The organism is Acinetobacter sp. WC-743 (assembly GCF_000335555.1).
GTDB lineage: Bacteria > Pseudomonadota > Gammaproteobacteria > Pseudomonadales > Moraxellaceae > Acinetobacter > Acinetobacter bereziniae.
This window is the reverse complement of sequence record NZ_AMFQ01000127.1, coordinates 1-18,362: the sequence shown is the minus strand read 5'-3', so window position 1 is coordinate 18,362 and position 18,362 is coordinate 1. Positions and strand designations below refer to the sequence as shown.

20 protein-coding genes are annotated in these 18,362 nt (G+C 37.8%); 9 read left to right on the top strand and 11 right to left on the bottom strand.

Translation table 11 applies throughout. The features are described from left to right. Together ACINWC743_RS24080 and ACINWC743_RS19375 are read right to left on the bottom strand one after the other, a co-directional pair. Positions 1-296 (bottom strand): IS5/IS1182 family transposase (locus tag ACINWC743_RS24080; RefSeq protein ID WP_009584487.1); only part of this gene is annotated, 296 nt, incomplete at its 3' end. 66 nt (positions 297-362) lie between these two features. After that, complete coding sequence (locus ACINWC743_RS19375; protein WP_009586632.1) at positions 363-764, bottom strand: ATP-binding protein; 402 nt, start codon at positions 762-764, stop codon at positions 363-365. 94 nt (positions 765-858) lie between these two features. Here ACINWC743_RS19375 and ACINWC743_RS19370 point away from each other — a divergent pair, with 94 nt between their 5' ends. Beyond that, on the top strand, positions 859-1,323 hold the full coding sequence (locus tag ACINWC743_RS19370) for a hypothetical protein (RefSeq protein ID WP_009586626.1): 465 nt from the start codon (positions 859-861) through the stop codon (positions 1,321-1,323). A 21-nt stretch (positions 1,324-1,344) separates the two neighbouring features. Here ACINWC743_RS19370 and ACINWC743_RS19365 read toward each other — a convergent pair whose 3' ends face one another. The 5 genes from ACINWC743_RS19365 to ACINWC743_RS19345 form a co-directional block, all read right to left on the bottom strand. Next, the gene (locus tag ACINWC743_RS19365; RefSeq protein ID WP_009586628.1) at positions 1,345-1,953 is read right to left on the bottom strand and encodes a hypothetical protein; all 609 of its coding nucleotides are present in this window, start codon (positions 1,951-1,953) and stop codon (positions 1,345-1,347) included. A gap of 263 nt (positions 1,954-2,216) precedes the next feature. Continuing rightward, positions 2,217-2,762, bottom strand: a complete 546-nt coding sequence (locus ACINWC743_RS19360; protein ID WP_004831969.1) for a glutathione peroxidase — start codon at positions 2,760-2,762, stop codon at positions 2,217-2,219. A gap of 153 nt (positions 2,763-2,915) precedes the next feature. Continuing rightward, the gene (locus tag ACINWC743_RS19355; RefSeq protein WP_004831968.1) at positions 2,916-3,440 is read right to left on the bottom strand and encodes a hypothetical protein; all 525 of its coding nucleotides are present in this window, start codon (positions 3,438-3,440) and stop codon (positions 2,916-2,918) included. 183 nt (positions 3,441-3,623) lie between these two features. Next, entirely contained in the window at positions 3,624-4,370 is a 747-nt protein-coding gene (locus ACINWC743_RS19350; protein ID WP_005034555.1) for a helix-turn-helix domain-containing protein, read from the bottom strand. A gap of 11 nt (positions 4,371-4,381) precedes the next feature. Then, a complete protein-coding gene (locus ACINWC743_RS19345) occupies positions 4,382-5,626 on the bottom strand; it encodes an MFS transporter (RefSeq protein WP_004831963.1) in 1,245 nt (414 codons plus the stop codon). Positions 5,627-5,766: 140 nt separating this feature from the next. Here ACINWC743_RS19345 and ACINWC743_RS19340 point away from each other — a divergent pair, with 140 nt between their 5' ends. Beyond that, positions 5,767-6,411, top strand: coding sequence for a TetR/AcrR family transcriptional regulator (locus ACINWC743_RS19340; protein WP_009586631.1), 645 nt, complete (start codon positions 5,767-5,769; stop codon positions 6,409-6,411). 156 nt (positions 6,412-6,567) lie between these two features. Continuing rightward, a complete protein-coding gene (locus ACINWC743_RS19335) occupies positions 6,568-7,467 on the top strand; it encodes a DMT family transporter (RefSeq protein WP_080768157.1) in 900 nt (299 codons plus the stop codon). A gap of 431 nt (positions 7,468-7,898) precedes the next feature. Here the strand turns inward: ACINWC743_RS19335 and ACINWC743_RS19330 are convergent, their stop codons facing one another. The 3 genes from ACINWC743_RS19330 to ACINWC743_RS19320 are packed head-to-tail and all read right to left on the bottom strand — an operon-like array spanning position 7,899 to position 10,818. Continuing rightward, a complete protein-coding gene (locus ACINWC743_RS19330; protein WP_009586620.1) occupies positions 7,899-8,468 on the bottom strand; it encodes an L-threonylcarbamoyladenylate synthase in 570 nt (189 codons plus the stop codon). Positions 8,469-8,515: 47 nt separating this feature from the next. Next, positions 8,516-9,643, bottom strand: coding sequence for a DNA-processing protein DprA (dprA, locus tag ACINWC743_RS19325; protein WP_009586624.1), 1,128 nt, complete (start codon positions 9,641-9,643; stop codon positions 8,516-8,518). A 23-nt stretch (positions 9,644-9,666) separates the two neighbouring features. Next, the gene (locus ACINWC743_RS19320) at positions 9,667-10,818 is read right to left on the bottom strand and encodes a LysM peptidoglycan-binding domain-containing protein (protein ID WP_009586623.1); all 1,152 of its coding nucleotides are present in this window, start codon (positions 10,816-10,818) and stop codon (positions 9,667-9,669) included. A gap of 123 nt (positions 10,819-10,941) precedes the next feature. Between ACINWC743_RS19320 and def the strand changes: the two genes are divergently transcribed. The 5 genes from def (at position 10,942) to ACINWC743_RS19295 (ending at position 15,738) form a co-directional block, all read left to right on the top strand. After that, positions 10,942-11,472, top strand: a complete 531-nt coding sequence (gene def, locus ACINWC743_RS19315) for a peptide deformylase (RefSeq protein ID WP_004831951.1) — start codon at positions 10,942-10,944, stop codon at positions 11,470-11,472. Between the two features lie 68 nt (positions 11,473-11,540). Continuing rightward, positions 11,541-12,044: a DUF2946 family protein gene (locus ACINWC743_RS19310; protein WP_373867903.1), complete on the top strand. Its 504-nt coding sequence runs from the start codon at positions 11,541-11,543 to the stop codon at positions 12,042-12,044. Positions 12,045-12,127: 83 nt separating this feature from the next. Next, complete coding sequence (locus tag ACINWC743_RS19305) at positions 12,128-14,206, top strand: TonB-dependent copper receptor (RefSeq protein WP_009586630.1); 2,079 nt, start codon at positions 12,128-12,130, stop codon at positions 14,204-14,206. Positions 14,207-14,231: 25 nt separating this feature from the next. After that, the gene (locus ACINWC743_RS19300; RefSeq protein WP_004831945.1) at positions 14,232-14,474 is read left to right on the top strand and encodes a DUF4199 domain-containing protein; all 243 of its coding nucleotides are present in this window, start codon (positions 14,232-14,234) and stop codon (positions 14,472-14,474) included. Positions 14,475-14,568: 94 nt separating this feature from the next. Next, positions 14,569-15,738, top strand: coding sequence for a hypothetical protein (locus tag ACINWC743_RS19295; RefSeq protein WP_009586622.1), 1,170 nt, complete (start codon positions 14,569-14,571; stop codon positions 15,736-15,738). Between the two features lie 24 nt (positions 15,739-15,762). On the opposite strand, the gene ACINWC743_RS19290 is transcribed toward ACINWC743_RS19295, so the two are convergent. Then, positions 15,763-16,974: an oxygenase MpaB family protein gene (locus ACINWC743_RS19290; protein ID WP_009586621.1), complete on the bottom strand. Its 1,212-nt coding sequence runs from the start codon at positions 16,972-16,974 to the stop codon at positions 15,763-15,765. An 86-nt stretch (positions 16,975-17,060) separates the two neighbouring features. Between ACINWC743_RS19290 and ACINWC743_RS19285 the strand changes: the two genes are divergently transcribed. Further along, positions 17,061-17,687: a TetR/AcrR family transcriptional regulator gene (locus ACINWC743_RS19285; RefSeq protein WP_026040263.1), complete on the top strand. Its 627-nt coding sequence runs from the start codon at positions 17,061-17,063 to the stop codon at positions 17,685-17,687. Positions 17,688-18,362: the final 675 nt, after the last annotated feature.

Here is an 18,362-nt window from a genome sequence, read left to right as displayed (position 1 = left end):
TGATGAGCGCGAATATGAGAACCATCGATGAACAGCCATTCCATATCTGTATTCAGCGATAATAATTTAAATATAGTGAGTAACTTACCACTGCTAGACCAACGATTAAAACGTTTAAAAATAGAGTTGGGTTGTCCAAAGCAAGTGGGGATATCACGCCAAGGGCACCCAGTTCTAATCCTATAAAGAATCGCTTCAATAAAATTTCTTAAATTTGAGTTGAGATGAATGGATAAATTACGCAAAATAGCTTTCAACTTTTGCCAGTGTTGATCTGTTAACATGGTACGAGGCATAGCGAATAGTAGAATTGGGTTTGGCGATTTAATTTTACTACTTCGCTATTTTTTAATCTAAAAGTGTCAACACGCCCTAAATAACGTATCAAAGCCTTCAGAAATTTTGGGAATTTCAAGTTTATAAAAGGTCGCTTTTACTCCCTTTTCGGGAATATTGGCTTTACCTGAGCGTTGAGCATTACGCTGTAAAGTACTGTCGAGGTCTGTTTCAAAATAATAAGAAATAACTTGAAAACCTACAGCTTTGGCACGTTGAATATAACGGGCGCGATCTATCTGGCGCATGTTGGTATTGTCGATCACAATTTTGGTTTTTGAAGCCAACGCTGCTTCAAAGATCATATTCTCACGATGCCTTGTTTTCAGCATATCTAAATTGATACGTAAATGCGTATGGTAAAAATAGTGTTGATAAAATGTTGATTTACCAGAAGCTTGTACACCTGTGAATAGAATCAGTTGCATGAAACACTACAAAAATACGATGAATTCCGTATTAAACCATGTTTATGAATTTTGCTACAATTGATTCAATGTTGAGAACGCTTATAAATCTAAAATGAAAAAATATATTCAATTTCGCTCTATATTTTCCGTATTTATTTTCGGCAGTCTGAGTGCTTGTCAAAGTCAGTTTGTCACTACACCGAACCTACCCACTGAAGCCAATTTGGTGGCAAATTCAGTCAATAATGGTTTGGAAACGGAGTTGAATATTGATTATATTATTGCCTTTAAAAACTTAAAAATGGCATATGGTCAATGTGTTGCTTTTACTGGTGAACATGAGTTTGTATTTACTGACAATAAATTAGAACAAGATCTGGAAATGGGGACTTTATTCGCACGTACAGAGGGTGGAGCCTATTTATCAAAAACTCTGGTGGAATCTATTGGTAAGAATAGAACCCGATTAACACTATTCTTACCAGTAGGTTATAAATCTGCTCAAGCACGTTTTAAACTTGATGCAAAACGAGCATTAGGACAAGATACGTCATGTAATGTTGCAAAGCCTATCTAAATGAATCAATCAGATGTCGGATCAACTTTGTTCAGAAGAAGCTGTATCTTTTGAGTTGGGAATCATCATACTGGCAAGTTTAAGCATATCCATCTGAATATTATTCATTTGCTGTTCAATTTTCTTGAAATCAACTTTTGAAATATCCAAGTCGCCATTTAAAAGTGCAGAGTTAAGAAGTTGCTGATTACTCTGTAAAACTTGCTGGCGTAAGCCATCTATTTCCTGACTTTTTAGATCTAGGGAAATTAAAGCAGTGTTAAAGCCCTGTAGCTCTCGACTCAGATCTTTTACAGTTTGTTGTAAGACAACATGATCTTTAGATTGAACAGCTTGTTGCAAATCAGACTGAGTCTGTTGCAGTTTCTCAATATAATCACCCGTTTTTAATTGAACATCGGCGACATCGCGAGCGATATAAAACAGGTTACCCGATTTTAAATCCTCAGCGCTTTTATGGGGCACTTCTGATTTTTGCTCAAGTGCTGAATCAGATGCTTGAGTTGATTCAGTCTGTTGAGTGTCTTGTTGTTGATGTGATTGTTGAGCGGTTTGATTACAGCCCAAAAGTAAAATGCCTGAAGTAAAAATAATAAAAGGTAAAACAGCACCTTGTAGTAACTTTTTCATTGAAATCCAAAATTCATTTGATGGGCTATGTAGTGAATATAGGATGCAAAAATGTAGAGATTGAGGATTGTTGCAAAGGGCATACAGACTGTAACGTGAACCATTCAATTCTTTAAAAAAAGTGAAATACGAGTGCAATGATTGCACTCGTACGCTTATTTAATCGTGAGTATCGAATGTTCTATAAAATGAGGCTAAAGTTTTTTAGAGCATCAATTTACGATGTTTAGTATCAAGTTGCGCTGTTATTTAAAGTTGTGTTGTTATTTAGCCAATTCAGCTTCGATTGCTGAAGTGATGCGTGGGTCATCAGCAGTAATATCTGGTGCAAAACGTGCCACAATTTCACCATTTTTCCCAATTAAGAACTTCTCAAAGTTCCAAAGTACTTCTGGTTTAGGATTTGGCGTTAAACCGTAATCGACTAAATCTTTCCACCATGGACCTTCACCAATTCGCTCTGGAATTGAATGAATTAAAGTATCATAGAGCGGGTGCTTGTCATCGCCAGCCACAGAAATTTTTGCAAAAAGTGGGAAGTCGACATTGTAGGTCAATGAACAAAATTGCTCGATCTCATCATTGCTACCGGGTTCTTGAGCAAGAAAGTTATTTGCAGGAAAGCCTAAAACTTCAAATCCTTGATCTTTTTTTTCGGTATAAAGTTTTTCAAGCCCCTCATATTGTGGCGTTAGCCCACATTTAGAAGCAACATTGACAATTAACAGGACTTTACCTTGATATTGATTCAAGGTAACTGGCTCACCTTTGATGGTATTGACTGGAATATCGTATACAGAATTGCTCATGGCTTTATCCTTAAACATTAAGTCTTCAAGTAGAAAAATATGTTTAATGTTTTAACGATATTGCATGATTTCGGCAAGTTGCATTTGTATCTAAGTGCAAATAAAAAAAGCAGATCAAGAGACCTGCTTTTAGCATGAATCAAATTGAATTGATTATGGTGCAGCATTGGCTTTCGTTTGAAGCGCTTGCATTTCAGTTAACAGGCTTTGCTGTAACTCAGTACCTTTCTTTTGAAGTTCCATAATTTTTTGTGGATCTGGTGAACTTGCTAAACCAGCTTCAGACATTTCAACGCCTAGGTTGTTTGATTCTTTCATTTTGTCACGTACTGATGCAACTTCAGTACTCTTAAGTGCTAAACCATCAAGGTCTTTGTTGAAGCCATCAACATAAGTTTTCATTTTATCAACAACGCCTTTCAGCGCATCTTTATCACCTTTTTGAGCAGCTTGCATAACTTCAGTTTGGAAGTTTAATGCTTCTTTTGCTTTCGCTGTAGACATTGTTTGAAGTGCAGTTAAGTCACTTTTGATATCCGCTGCATTGTTGGTGCTGAGTGAAACAGCCGCAGCAGCTGGTTTGCTGTCTGTGCCAGACGCAGCATCTGCTGGTTTTTTGTCACACGCAGTTAAAGCCAATGCTGAAGCACATAGCGTAGCAAGTAGTAATTTTTTCATTATAAAACCCTTCATTATTTAAAATTCTTAAGAACCTGACCCTAAGTCTACATATTCATAAAGTTATATGCTTAATTTTGAGCATAAGATGCAAAATGCACAATTTTAAGGCAATTTTCTATAGTATTTTTGTACATAAGCTTAGCAATAAAGTGAAAATTGTCACTCAAAAGAGGTCCTAATCTAAATATTTCGCATCTGGGCAGGTGTCTGCTGTGTATAACGTTTAAAAAATTCAATAAAGCTAGAAGTGTGTTGGTATCCCAATTCTAGGCTGATTTTTTTCACTGAAAAACCTTGTTGAATCAGTGAAATAGCATGAATGATTTTGGCACGATTGCGCCATTCAGACAGAGACAGTTTTAGCGAATCTTGGCTGAGTCGAAGTGCGTGTCGTTCAGTAATCTGAAAGCTATCTAAGATTTCCTGTAAACCGCGGTTAAATTGTTGGGTATCTGAAAGCTGTTCAAGAATTGGCTTTAAAATGGGATGATTTGTTTGCGGTAAATAGTGTTCATAACAGGGGCTATTTTGAATTTGATCAACCAACAGTTGTAATAGGTGTTGATGATATGTTGGAGAAGGAATCCCTTGCTTTTGCTGATCCAAAATTTCTTCAATGGTATGGCGCAAAAATGGTCGAATACTTAATGTTTGTGTGTTGCTTGACAACTGTTGGCAAAGCTGCGGATGAAGACGGATACAAATATAATGTGTTAATAAATCATCGACCGCTGTACAGCAATGTTCAGTTTGCGGGGGAATCCATAAACCATAACTGGGCGGTGATAAATAAGTTTGATCTGCAACTGTCAGCTCTAAAGTACCATTTAGGCTTAAATTGAAGTCACCCCATAAATTACAATGAGGGGTGACGACATCATGTTTCTGATAGAAAAATTCTTCTACGGAAATCAGATTGGAATACATGGTTAAAAGTTTTAACTCTCACATTGCATAGCATTGGTTTCAGTTTTTGGATTATTTAAGCCTCGACTCAAAGTGAAAATTGAAATAAAGGCTAAAAGAATAAAGCTAAGTACACTATACAATAAAATGTTGGCATTAAAATGATCAACAATATAGCCGCCGATCAAAGCACCTGTTGCAATCATTACTTGGAAAAAACCAACAAATAAAGGCATGCCTTTTTCAACTGCATGAGGCGCATGTAAAAACATCCATATATTGGCTGTTGTTGGAAACGCACCAAATGCAAAACCCCACAGCGCAGTCAGAATAAATGCACCAATCGGTTGAATTGCCAAGAGTGGGAAGCCGAAGAACACAATTCCAAAACAAATTGCGACAAAGGCAAAAGTATAGCGAACATTTAAATTACCACTGTAACCAGCAAACGCATTCCCAAATACGCCAGCTACACCAAATAGTAACAAGAGTGAACTGATGGTTGCATTATCAAAACCTGCTGAATTTTTGAAAAATGGTGTGAGATAACTAAATGAAGAAAAGTGAGCTAAACCAATTAATAAGATAATAATTAAACCTTGTCTGGCTTTATTGATTCTTAATAGAGCAGGTAAGTCTTTAAAATGGATGGCTGATTCTGGTTTTAGACTCGGGATAAATTTGACACCCAGCAACAACACAATAAATCCAATGACAGCGGTAATGGCAAATGATGTACGCCAACCATAAGCATCACTGAGCCATGTGCCAATTGGCACACCAAGTACAGTCGCTAAAGTTACACCAGCCATAACCGTCGCTGTTGCTTTGGCAATAGGCAGGTGTCTCGGAGCTAAACGACCACTTAAAGCAATGGCAGTTGCCCAGAAGCCACCAATGGCAAAACCAAGAATAAAACGGCTGATTAATAAAATTTCAAAATTCGGTGCAATTGCAGTAATGGCATTGGCAATAACCATGGTTGCAGCAAGGGCGAGTAGCAAATAACGTCGGTCTAAATTTTTTACCAGTACGGGTAACAATGGAGCCGCTAAGGCTGCCATGATGCCTGGTAATGTAATCATTAACCCTGCTGTACCCACAGAGACATGCAAATCTGTAGAAATGCTATTCAGAACACCAATAGGAAGGAATTCGCTGGTGACCAAAGCGAAAGCAGTGATAGCAACGGTAAGCAGTGCTAGCCAACTGCCTTGATTACTGGGGGCAACCTCTGATGAAGGTTGTTGCGAAATTTCTGATTGCATCATGTTCATGAATATAGTCCTGATGAAAGCATGAGAATGTGAGAGGGAGTTTTAATTCATTAGCGATCGTTATAAAAATAAAATATTTGATTAATTCTTAGCTGTCAATTAATTTAATAATGTTTGTTATAAAAATATGTGTGAAGATTATGGCGGATTCTGAAGAGCATGATTTAGTCGCGGAAAAACAGGTGATTAAACGCGGACGTGGTCGCCCCAAATGTTTTGATGAGCAACAGGCATTGCACAAAGCGATGTTGTTGTTCTGGGAATTTGGCTATGAGGCGACATCGATGAGTGATTTAACCAAAGCACTCAATCTTACTGCACCGAGTATTTACAGTAGTTTTGGTGATAAATCACAGTTTTTTTATGCCTGTTTAGCCTATTACTTAAAACATGAGGCTTGTTCACTAGATATTATTTTTCAACAAGCCAAGACTGCAAAAATTGCGATTGAACTTTATCTGCATGAAAATCTTAAAAAACTTGTTCAACAGAATAAACCAACAGGCTGTATGTTGGTGACAGCAACCATCAATTGTTCTCAAGAACATGCGCCAATTCAACATGATTTACTACTCAAAAGACAGCAAGTCAAAGGAAGAATTTATCAACGCTTAGAGCAAGGGATAAAAGATGGTGATCTAAATCCACAAGCTGATTTACAAGCGATGGCAGATTATTATTCTACGGTGATCCAAGGTTTAACCATGCAAGCTCGTGATGGTGTGGGGTTAAAACAGTTGCAAAATGTGGTGGCACTGGCAATAAAGACTTGGGACTTATTTTAGGTTTGAGAATTTTCAGTAATATCAATATCTCACAGTGATTTGTCTGAAAAACCCTATAGATGTCTGAAATGCCATATTTAAATTGATTCAGACTTCATTGATAATTCTTGCAAGTTCTCATGAATAGTGGAAGTTATGTACACCAACACGAAACCCATGTGGTGGGCAGTCAGTTTACCCATTATCGCTGTCTTGATCTGGTCACTCAATATTGCAGTGACACGTTATGTCACAGATTATATTTCACCTGTCAGTATTAGTTTTTATCGCTGGTTGGTGGCATTTATCCTTTTGACTCCTTTTATGTTGTCTAAGGTCTGGCAGCAACGGGATTTAATCCGTCAACACTTTGTTCAATTTGCCGTACTGAGTGCTTTTGGGATGTTTTTGTACCAAGGTTTGGCATATAGTGCGGCGCATTACACCACTGCAACGAATATGGGGATTATCAATGCCTTTATTCCAGTATTTACGATACTGGTATCGATGATGTTGTTGCGTGAAATTCCAAATCGCTATGCAGTGATCGGGAGCATATTGTCTTTTGCAGGATTAGTGTATGTGATCGGGCGTGGAGATTTTGCTAATTTGACTCAATTGGCAGGTCATTCTGGTGATCTGATCATGGTCTTAGCTGTGTTCTTTTATGCCTTTTATGGCGTATTTTTAAAGAAATGGCAATTAAAAGTGCCCTTACTCCTGAGTCTATATGTACAAATCGCATTTACTTTGATTTATCACTTACCTTTTGTATTTTATTTAGGGATCGATACGATAAATGCGAGTAATGTTGCCAGTGTGCTGTATGCAGGTGCATTCCCATCCCTGATCGCACCTTTACTTTGGATGATGGCGGTTCAATATTTGGGTCCAAATCGAACCAGTATTTTTATGAACTTAATGCCTGTATTTACCGCCATTATTGCTTATTTTTGGTTACATGAAGATTGGACGGTTTATCATACAATTGGTGGGATCATCATTTTAGTCGGTATTGCTTTGGCACAAAAAAAGTCACATAGTGTCAAAAAAAGTAAATCTATTTCTGCATCTTAAATTTAAAATGAGTGAAATTTATACGATTAATCAACTATTTTGTGTTCTGATTCAGTATTAAATTCACTCAAAAATTATTTTTAATTAAGAATTTAGCGTTTAAAATCTTAAATAATAAAATAAATTTAACTACTTAAATATATTGCGAGTTTGTAGTCAATTGGTGATTATAAAGTATGATTAAAAAATAGGCGGAATAATATGTTTGTATTCGAAAAATATTTATAGGATAATATTTTTCATCGAGCCAATTAAGAATTTCTTAATGAAACTGGCTTACACTGTATTTATCAAATTCATCATACCCTCTGGATGTGATTAACCGCATCCTTTTTTATACTCAGCCAACCCTATATATGGCTGAGTTTTTTTTTTGCTTTTTTTAATGTCAATTTTCACAAAAGATGACGTGTTGATTGAGATATTTCTGATTAATCACGAATGATTTGCCCAGTTGAGGCATCAATAATTTTGCTTGGCTCTCGGCTTAAACCTAAATCACCATTTAAATAATTCAATTCTGAGCCAAAATAGTGACTGGCTTCTTGTAGTGAGCGAGCTGGTGTTAAACTTGCAGGATTGGCGCTGGTTGAAACAATAAAACCATTAAATGCATTGCACAAAGCTGTACATAATGGGTGATTGGTGACTCGAACAGCGACTTGTGTATGTTGACCTTTGATCCATTGTGGAATCTGTTCGTCTGCTGGAAGTAACCATGTTGTCGCTCGTTCCGTGTGAGAACGTTGAGTCCAAGATAGTATGATTTGTTCACGAATACTTGAGTCTACATTTGTTAGTAGATGTTCAACTTGCGAAAGCTGACCTGCCAGTAAGATGACCCCTTTTTCAATAGGGCGTTGCTTGAGTCTAAGAATTTCTAAAAATGCGTGTTCATTAAATGGGTCGCAACCTAGACCCCATACCGCCTCTGTTGGATAAGCCAATACTTTACCTTGTTGAAGAATTTGTGCAGCTTCAGCAACTGAGGTTGTAATCATTGATGTTCACCTTGTCAGTTCGAAAAAATAGAAGGCTATTGTGAACCTTAATAGCTGACTCGGCAACGTAAGTATAGTCCAGATTTTTGAATGCAGAGTCCCAACAGTTCTAATTCCATCAAATAACTGGTTAATTGTGCGGTGTTGAGTTTGGATTTTTGAGCCAATGTATCTAGGTCTTGCCCAATCCAATCTAGTAATTGGTAGAGTTGGAATAAATGTTCAGGAATTTCAGGGGGCTGTGAGTTGGTTTCAGCTTGTTGTGTACATTGCCATTGGGTGGGTAGAGCTAAATCTTCCACAATTTGTTCAGGATGATCAACAAGGATTGCACCCTCACGAATGAGTTGATGGCAACCTTGGTGGTGTTCTCCATAGATATGCCCAGGAATGGCAAAAATAATTTTACCTTGCTCAGCCGCCGTTTGAGCGGTAATTAATGAGCCGCTACCCAATTGTGCTTCTGCGACAAGAACACCTAGACTTAAACCGCTCACAATACGATTTCGATAAGGGAAATTACGTGAAATAGGCTGAGTCTCTGGAAGATACTCACTGATGATGCTTCCAGAATTTTGTAAAATTTGCTCTTGTAACTTTCGATTTTGACTTGGATAAACTAAATCTAACCCTGTACCAATCACAGCAATGGTTCGCTGGTTTTTGAGACCACCCATATGTGCAGCTTCATCAATTCCTTGCGCTAAACCGCTGGTAATAAAAAAACCTTTTTCACTTAAATAATAAGCAAAATCATATGCCACTTGTTTTCCATGTGGACTGGCTTTTCGACTACCGACAATTGCAATCTGAGGTTGACTCAAGTTTTGTGAAGATCCTTTTCCAAATAAAATTGGAGGATGGTTGTGATAAGGAAGCAGTTGTTGTGGGTAATTTGAATCGGTATCTAATAGAATAAAATCACTATGTTGTTGGATTTTATCTAAGCATATTTTAAATTGGGATTGTCCTTGTGCTGTTACAAAGACATTGGCTCGTTCGATATGATTTTTATGAATTTTAAGTTCAGACCAACGGGGTAAGCTTTCTGGAGCTACCGCTTTTGCAATAGAACCAAAATAACTCTCTAGCTTACGGAAGACGCTGGTTGAGTGTTGAACCAAATACCAAAGTTGAATGGCATTCAATTGATGATCGGGTATTTGATTCAACATATTTACATTACACTACTGAAAAATCACTGATCTGTAATCGCAGGTGGTTTGATCTCAGCACCTATTTTAATCGGTAAGTTGCTTTCTAAAATATAAGCATAACTCAGATGATCAAAGCTTTTAAAAATCATCAGTGTACCAATTTGCTGACTTGGTAATTTTACCGATTCCTTGGTTTTTGGATCACGAACAACTTCACCTTGTTGATAAATACTAAATACTTGTCCAGGTTTCGCACCTTGTAAGTTACCGCGATCAATAGTGACCACACTGTGTTGCGCTGCTGTACCAATCGAACCTTGGACACGCACCACTTTACCACCAGTACTCACTTCATTAGTGGTGGTTGGATAGAACAAGCTCGGTAGTTCTGCATCATAGCTAGGAAGAACATAATCACCTTTACGAACTTCTGCATTGTAGCTCTTGGTTAATTCAAGTGTGGTGACATCATTTTCATCCGCCGTTGCGATTGCTGAAGCAACTTCAGATAACTCCAGTCCCGCATTAAACTTTTTACCTTCCGCATTGAGGAACATATAAGGTTTACCTTCGCGGTAAATGCCATAACGCTGACCTACCACTAAGCCATTTCCGCGTGCATATACGGTTTGACCAGCACCCGTAATCACACGATTATCAGCAGCACCAATGGTATAAGGAATATTTTGTAAAGACTCAGGACTGATGACAATGCTGTGTTCTAGCCACGGTTGAATATCAGATAGAGGAATCACCGAAATTGCACTGTTTAATGACTCTACACGTACTTGTGGACGTAAAGATGTTCCACCTTGATGACGACGAATAATACCATCACAACCATCACCTTCATCCACGCCGATTAATGGACGACCATCTAAAGTACATAACAGTAATTTATCGCCAGGATAAATCCAGTGGGGATTTTTAACATGTTTATTGCTTGCCCAGATTTCAGGCCAACGCCACGGCTTACTTAAAAATTTCCCTGCGATATCCCATAAGGTATCACCACGTTTCACTACATAAACATTGGGTGCACTGGATTTGAGTGCAGGTGGATTAACATTTGGGCTTGCATGTGTCATTTCCATGTAAGTGAATCCTGCACTTAAACATAGTGTCACAGCAAGTAACTGTTTCTTGAACCCCTTGGCATGAAAACCTGTTATGCCAGTTAAAACCTTTTTCATTATCATAATTCCTAAAATTATGTCTCTATATGCGTTATAATACGCATATTACACACATTTTTTTAATGAAGCATATTCTTCATTTAGTTTTAAGATCAATGGCATAGCAACAGAGGATACAGTATGGCCTTATTACCAATTTTAAGTTTTCCTGATCCCCGTTTACGTACCATTGCAAAACCTGTCGATGCTGTAACTGATGAAATTCGTCAATTAGCAGCTGACATGTTTGAAACCATGTATGAAGCGCCAGGTATTGGTCTGGCTGCTACACAGGTCGATCAACATATTCAACTTATCGTCATGGATTTGTCTGAAAATAAAGACCAACCTATGGTGTTCATTAACCCCAAAATAACACCACTTACAGAAGAAACATTCTCTTATGAAGAGGGATGTCTTTCTGTTCCCCAAATATACGATAAAGTTGAGCGTCCGTCACGAGTTAAAATCGAAGCAATTGACCTTGATGGTAAAGCTTTTGAGCTTGAAGCGGATGAATTATTGGCTGTGTGTATTCAACATGAAATGGACCACTTAAACGGTAAGTTATTTGTTGACTATTTATCTCCGTTGAAGCGTCAACGTGCACGTGAAAAAGTTGAAAAAGTCGTGCGTCAACGTGAAAAGCAGAAAGTTCCTGCAAAACGTTGATATAGAGAATTGAAAGTTAAAAGTTTCTTGAATTTTTCTTCAATACAAAGCCCAATTTTGTTTGGGCTTTGTTATACTCTGGCTCGAAAAATGTTGAGACGAACGTTTTGTTGAGAATAGGTTTACTGCTGGGTTTCACCGCAGTTTTTTTACAGATTGCTGTATTTTTACAGCCTTTGCTACCGAAGCAATATCAAATTGCGCCGGTCTGTGAAACTATTACTCAAGCTTTAGTGCAAAGTCACTTTTATGAGAAACATCAACAAAGCACTCATCATCAACATCATTCGACTTCTTTGACGCAGGAGGCTTCGGGTCATCAGCATCTGATGGCACATCATGAGCCTGCTGTACAAGAACAGACAAGCCATCATCATGATGCAGGTCACCAGTGCCAATACTGTACAGTCTATGGCAATCTGGTTTTACCTCCAGAACTTGAAGTCAAAGAAATCTTAGATCGTATCCAAGTACGTCTGGTTGCATTTCAAAAAGCATTTCGACATGTTTATTTTGTCCTGCAACGCTTATTCTTACTTCCTCAAGGACGCGCTCCGCCCGTTTTCGCTTAAATCAAAACTTTTTTTAGGATCTTTTTGTCGAGGTCCTGATGCTGCTTTGTCGCAGCTCATATTTATGATTTAAGAGAAAGAAAATGGCTCAACCTCAATTTTTTTTACAGCCCTTAGCGGCTGCGATTTCTATCGCTTGTTATTCAGTAACCGCTTTTGCTCAAGATCAGCAGGAAACTGCTCAACTCACACCGATTGTTGTGACAGCTCAGCTCAATAATGACGCCAACGGATTGATTGTTCATGCTGATCCTAAACAGCCAATTCAGCCTGTACCTGCAACAGATGGTGCGGACTATCTACAAAGTATCGCGGGTTTTAACGCCATTAAAAGTGGCGGAACCAATGGTGATGTTACGTTCCGTGGCATGTTTGGTACACGAATCAAAATATTGACAGATGGTACAGAAAACTTAGGCGCATGCCCTGCACGAATGGATGCACCAACATCATATATTCAACCTGAAAGCTTTGATCGAATTTCAGTCGTAAAAGGACCACAAACCGTTCAATATGCCAATACAGGTTCAGCAGCAACTGTCATTTTTGAGCGTCAGAAACCAACATTGACTGATGAGAAAAACTATCTCGGTCAAGCCAGTGTTTTGGTCGGATCTTTTGGGCGTTTGGACCACAACATTGAAGCTGCTGTTGGCGACAGTAAAAAATATTTACGTGTCAATGCCAACCGTTCTGAATCCAATAGCTATGAAGATGGTGATGGTCATAAAGTTCCATCTTCTTGGGAGCGCTGGAATACGGACTTGGCTCTGGGATGGACACCCAATGAGGATACTTGGGTTGAACTAACAGGCGGTAAAGCAGATGGTGAGGCTGAATATGCCGGTCGAACCATGGATGGCTCGCAGTTTGCTCGTGAAAGCCTTGGTCTACGTTTTGAGAAAAAAAATCTGAGCCCTGTGATTAAAAAACTCGAAGGGCAGGTTAATTATAGTTATAACGACCATATTATGGATAACTATACTTTACGTACTCCACCACTTGCTGAAATGACACATGATGGTATGAAAATGCTAATGCCAAATCCAATGGCGATGCAAGTCACACGCCGTACCCTAAATAGTCGTTTAGCCATGACCAGTGAATGGGATAAGCTGAGTTTAATGACTGGGATAGATTCTCAGTTAAATAAACATGGCGGCAGTATGTCATCGCCAACGATGCCATCAATGAATGTTGCATTTAAAGAAGATATGCGTTTTCAATCTTATGGTGCATTTGGCGAGTTAGGCTATCAATTTAATGATGCTTATAAGTTAGTGACAGGTGCTCGTGTCGATCAAGTTAAAATTGATGCACTTAAACTGAATGATCAACGCAAAGAAACATTGCCAAGTGCCTTTATACGTTTAGAAAGCCAATATCCTGATCATAATGCCAAGTCTTATATTGGTTTAGGTTATGTTGAGCGTGTTCCAGATTATTGGGAATTATTTAGCACAGCACATGGCAATACAGGCATGACTAAACCGACTTTTAATGATCTCAAGACGGAAAAAACATTGCAGCTTGATCTTGGTTATCAATACCAACATGGTCCTTTCAGCGCATGGACATCAGCTTATGCTGGGTTGATTAATGACTTTATTTTATTGAGTTATCATAATCATCCGAAAGCTGGAATGGATGGGCATAGTCATGGTTCATCATTTAGTGCGGGTGCAAAAAATGTCGATGCAACCATTGCAGGTGCAGAAGCTGGGGTAGGTTACCAATTTACTGATGCCATTCAAGCTGATCTTAGTGCAATGTATGCATGGGGTGAAAATACCGACACACATCAAGCATTACCACAAATTGCACCATTAGAAGGACGTTTAAACTTACGATATGTGCAAGATCAATATTCTTTTGGATTGTTATGGCGTGCTGTAGCAAAACAAGATCGTATTAGCCTAAACCAAGGTAATATCGTGGGTTATGATACAGGTGAAAGCAAAGGCTTTACCACTTTGGCTCTAAATGCTTCTTACAACATTCAAAAAAATCTGAATTTGTCTGTTGGTGTCGATAATGTATTCGATAAAACCTATACCGAACATTTGAATAAGTTGGGTGTTGGCGCTGATGGTCAAGTCGGCACACAGCAATTTAATAATACTGGGCGTAACTATTGGGCGCGCGTGAGCATGAAATTTTAATTTTACCGAAATATGAGGATGTCATATGAGTAACGACAGTAATAAGTTATCGCCAGAAAAGTCATTTTGGGGATGGAAGTTGCTAGTCATCGCAATTATTTTAAGCTGCATTTTCATGGGAATCTTCTATTTGGCGATTACCAATGAACCTGACTATATGCCAAGTCAAAAACAGAAAGCGGCTGAACAGCACGACATGTCTAAGATGAGTCATGAAGATATGCAAAATATGCAGCACTCAGCTTCAGAGCCAATGCATAATCATTGATGATGTGAAAATCTTAAAATAAAAAGGAGGTCTGAGGACTTCCTTTTTGATTACAGATATTTAAAACAGGGTCAAACAGTAAAGATAATTAGAAATGAATGAAAAAATAGAAGCTTATCTTGATATTTTTAAACAATATGGCGAAGTTTCCATCGCGGATGAAGAGTGGACAACAGCGTTTGAACAAATATTTAGAGAACGACTAAAAATTGAAGGAATTGACGAAATTCGTATTTATCAGACCATTGTACAACCTGATCGAAAATTAATTTGTAGAGTATTTCATCAACCCAGTATGAAAATTCTTCAGGAATATCCTGCAAGAACAGCATTTATTCGTTGGTTACCTTTGCTTTGTATTGTGCTTTGTTATTTTTTAATCATCTCACTGATTGCTTTAAGTTCAGAGAAAATGTTGACAGTGGCATTTCTACTATTCTTACCTTTTAGTCTGGGTGCGATCATGGAGTATGTGAAATCTTTAAAATCTCCAAATTCGTTAAAACAAACATTTCTTCAGCAAATTTATATTTTATTCGGGATCATTGTTGTTGGTGTAGTCATTTTAAGAGAGGGTGGCATTTGTCTGATCATGGCAGCGCCGATATTTTTCCTCTGTTCGACTTTGGGTGCGACATGCATGCATTTTTTATGTCGACGTTTATGGAAGCCATATAATAAAGTTTACTCTATTGTACTTTTACCTTTGCTAGGCTTGTTACTATTACCTGATTTCTCTCAGTATCATAATGGTGTAACACGCCAAGAAATTATTGTTAATGCACCTATTCAAGATGTTTTTGCATCAATTAATAATATCCAGCAGATTCAGTCCAGCGAAATAAAATTTAGTCCAATTTTTTTAATGGGTTTTCCAAAACCAATTTCTGGAATGACTGAGCAAACAGATAATGGTTTGATTCGTCAAATTTATTGGCAACGCGGTATTCATTTCCAAGAAAAAATCACTCAGTCTCATGCACCAACGCAGTTGGCTTGGACTTATGTTTTTAATCAGGAATCCTTTCCCAAAGGATCTTTAGATGATCATTTGAAAATTGGTGGAGCATATTTCAATTTGTTAACAACAGACTATCAACTGGAAGCCATTAGCCCACAGCAAACGAAAATGATATTAACGATCGACTATCGTTTATCAACTGAAGTGAATTGGTATGCGGATTTATGGACACGCTATGTGCTGAATGAATTTAGTGATGTTGTACTTAATATCTATAAACACCGCTTGGAAAAACAAAGTTAAGGCTGAACACCTTAACTTTTCAAATCATGACTGATGCATACTCGCGAGTTGTTTTCCTGCATTTTGATAGAGGCTTAGGGCATATTCTTGTTTGGCACGACCACTTTCTTGCAAATATTGATCAAGTTTAGGGATATGTTTTGCGCCACGATAAACCAATGTATTTTTAGCAATTAAATACAATGGATACCATGCCAGCGTACGCGGTTTCAGTCCTAGATTTTTCATTTTACGTTGCCCAATAAAAAACTGAGTAATGTCTAAATGGTTTTGATAAGCCTTTCTTTGTAAAAATCTATTGAAATATTTATAGTGCCGCTCAAAAGGTTCTTTGGATAAACTGACGGCTAAAGCTTTGCTGCTTTCATCAGCTTTGGGATGTGCATAATTCATCCACTGTAATAATTTCCATGCTTCAGACTCTTTATTGACTAACCATTTTTCATCTATTCCCATTAACCAACCCGCGTACTTCCAAAAATGCATCAAGGCATCGCACTCAGCTTTGCTTGGAAAAATACCAATGGCTCTCACACCGATCAGAAGCACCGCACTAAAGGCAATATTGGTCATGGCTTGATCATATTGATTGATGGGTGTGCCCCAAATCTCGTGATCCCAATCTTTTGACTTATTCAACTGATAACGTACAAGAGAATGAATGAACCGAACATAAATCGTCGAGGTAAAGCCATCGTTAAAACGTGAGAAGCTATTCAGTTGATTGACATCTAACCACCACTTATGCGTTTCTGCTAAACGTTTTCCTGCATATTTATGCAAAGCCCCAGTCTGAATAAGTGGTTGGTTAAAGCCAGGATATTGATAACCTGTCATTAAAGCGAGATCACGTAGGATAAAAGTTCCATTGGAACCTAAACGATGCGTGAATTTGATTGCTGTTTCAATTTTGGCTGAATCCAGCCAACTCGGTGCATGCTCGACAATTTTAAAAAAATCAGTGAGCACTGGAATATCATGAGGAAGTTTATCTAAACCTTGATACAACGCCGTTTCAAAAAGCTTGCGATTTTGTCTAGGATTGGTCATAACCCAATCCATAACTTGATCCATTGCATTATCACCAGTTTGTAGCGCCTCGTTTAAAGATAAATACTCGGCATAACTTGGCTGTAGCGGTTGTTCTGTAAAATAATGAAAAATTCTAGTCTTGAGATTTGTTCGTGACATTTTTTCATAGGGTGCAAGTCGTTGTGGCTTAACTAAGGTTTGCATTTTTCGTTTGACCTGATTATTGTTTAGTCAAACTCTAATATGAATAATTATTCGTATTCAATTCGCATTTCGGGATGAATATGCCAATGAGAAAACAACCCCAACAACAACGTGCTCGAAATGTTGTAGATAGCATTTTAGAAGCAACACAATTGTGTATTGCTGAACACGGTTTGCTAAATGTCACCACACCTAAAATTTCTGAAAAATCAGGTGTCAGTGTCGGATCGATATATCAGTATTTTGGCAATAAAGAAGAAATCATTCAGGAGTTGCTGCGCCGTAAAAGCGAGCAGCTCGGACTTGCACTTAAACAAATTGCCATCAGCCAAGAAGGTTTAAGTTTAAATGAAATCATACCGCTTAGTATTCAATTCGGTTTTGACATGATGAAAGCTGATGGTGGTTTCTTTATAGAGGTGTTGAAACATTGGCATGGTTATAACAATTCAGAAGCTGCAAAAGTTTTAGAAAAGCACTTCTATGAAGTCGGCTTATATGTATTCAGTCGCTTTTTTAAGGATTGGAGTTTTGAAGTGCTTAAGAATAAGTCTTTCGTCATTATTAACAGTACGCTTTTTACCATGATGCGCTATGTAAGCCATAATAACTTTCTAATTTCAGAGCAACAGCTTAAAAAAGAACTGACCTTAATGATCTTGGCTTATTTGGAACAAGACACCAACATCGTGCAATCTCAAAGCCAAGCCTAAAATAAAAGGCGAACCAAAACGTCAGTCCAAAATGTCAATAGATATGTGAAAGAACGGATTGTTTGGTTATCACCATCTCCACACGTGTCCTCATATGCAAGTAGAGTAAGTAGAGTAATTAGAGATAGTTATTCAGTAGATTATTGTGATCTTGATTCATAGGTAGGTATAGAAAAAGAAATAATGAAGATAGAGATGAAAATTCGAGTGATGCTGTTGAACTGGAGAGGAGTGTTCAAAGAGACTAGCGAATTAAAATCATATTCAATGCGTGTTTTTTAAGCCAAAAAAGCATTTTTTCAATAAAAAAGCCTGATTTAGGGGAATAAATAGGCAAACAAAGCGAAATTAAGAAAATAATTAAAAAAGGGGGTTGTGTTAGGTTAGGAATGCTGTAGAATGCACATCCATCGGCGGTGATGAAGATTAAAACTTCTGATAAAACAATGACTTGGTTGAATTGATTAAGTTGGGTTTTAGAAAGGAAGTTTAAAAATAATTTGAAATCCCAGTTGACTTTCTAGAGATAGAGAGTAATATAGCCGACCTAGCTTGATGCTGACGAAGCATGAAGAAGATCATTAAGAGAATATGAAGAACAACTTGTGTGGATTTTTACTGATTGATTGATCGAAATATTATCATTGATTGGTTGGTTTAAATTACTCGAAGTTT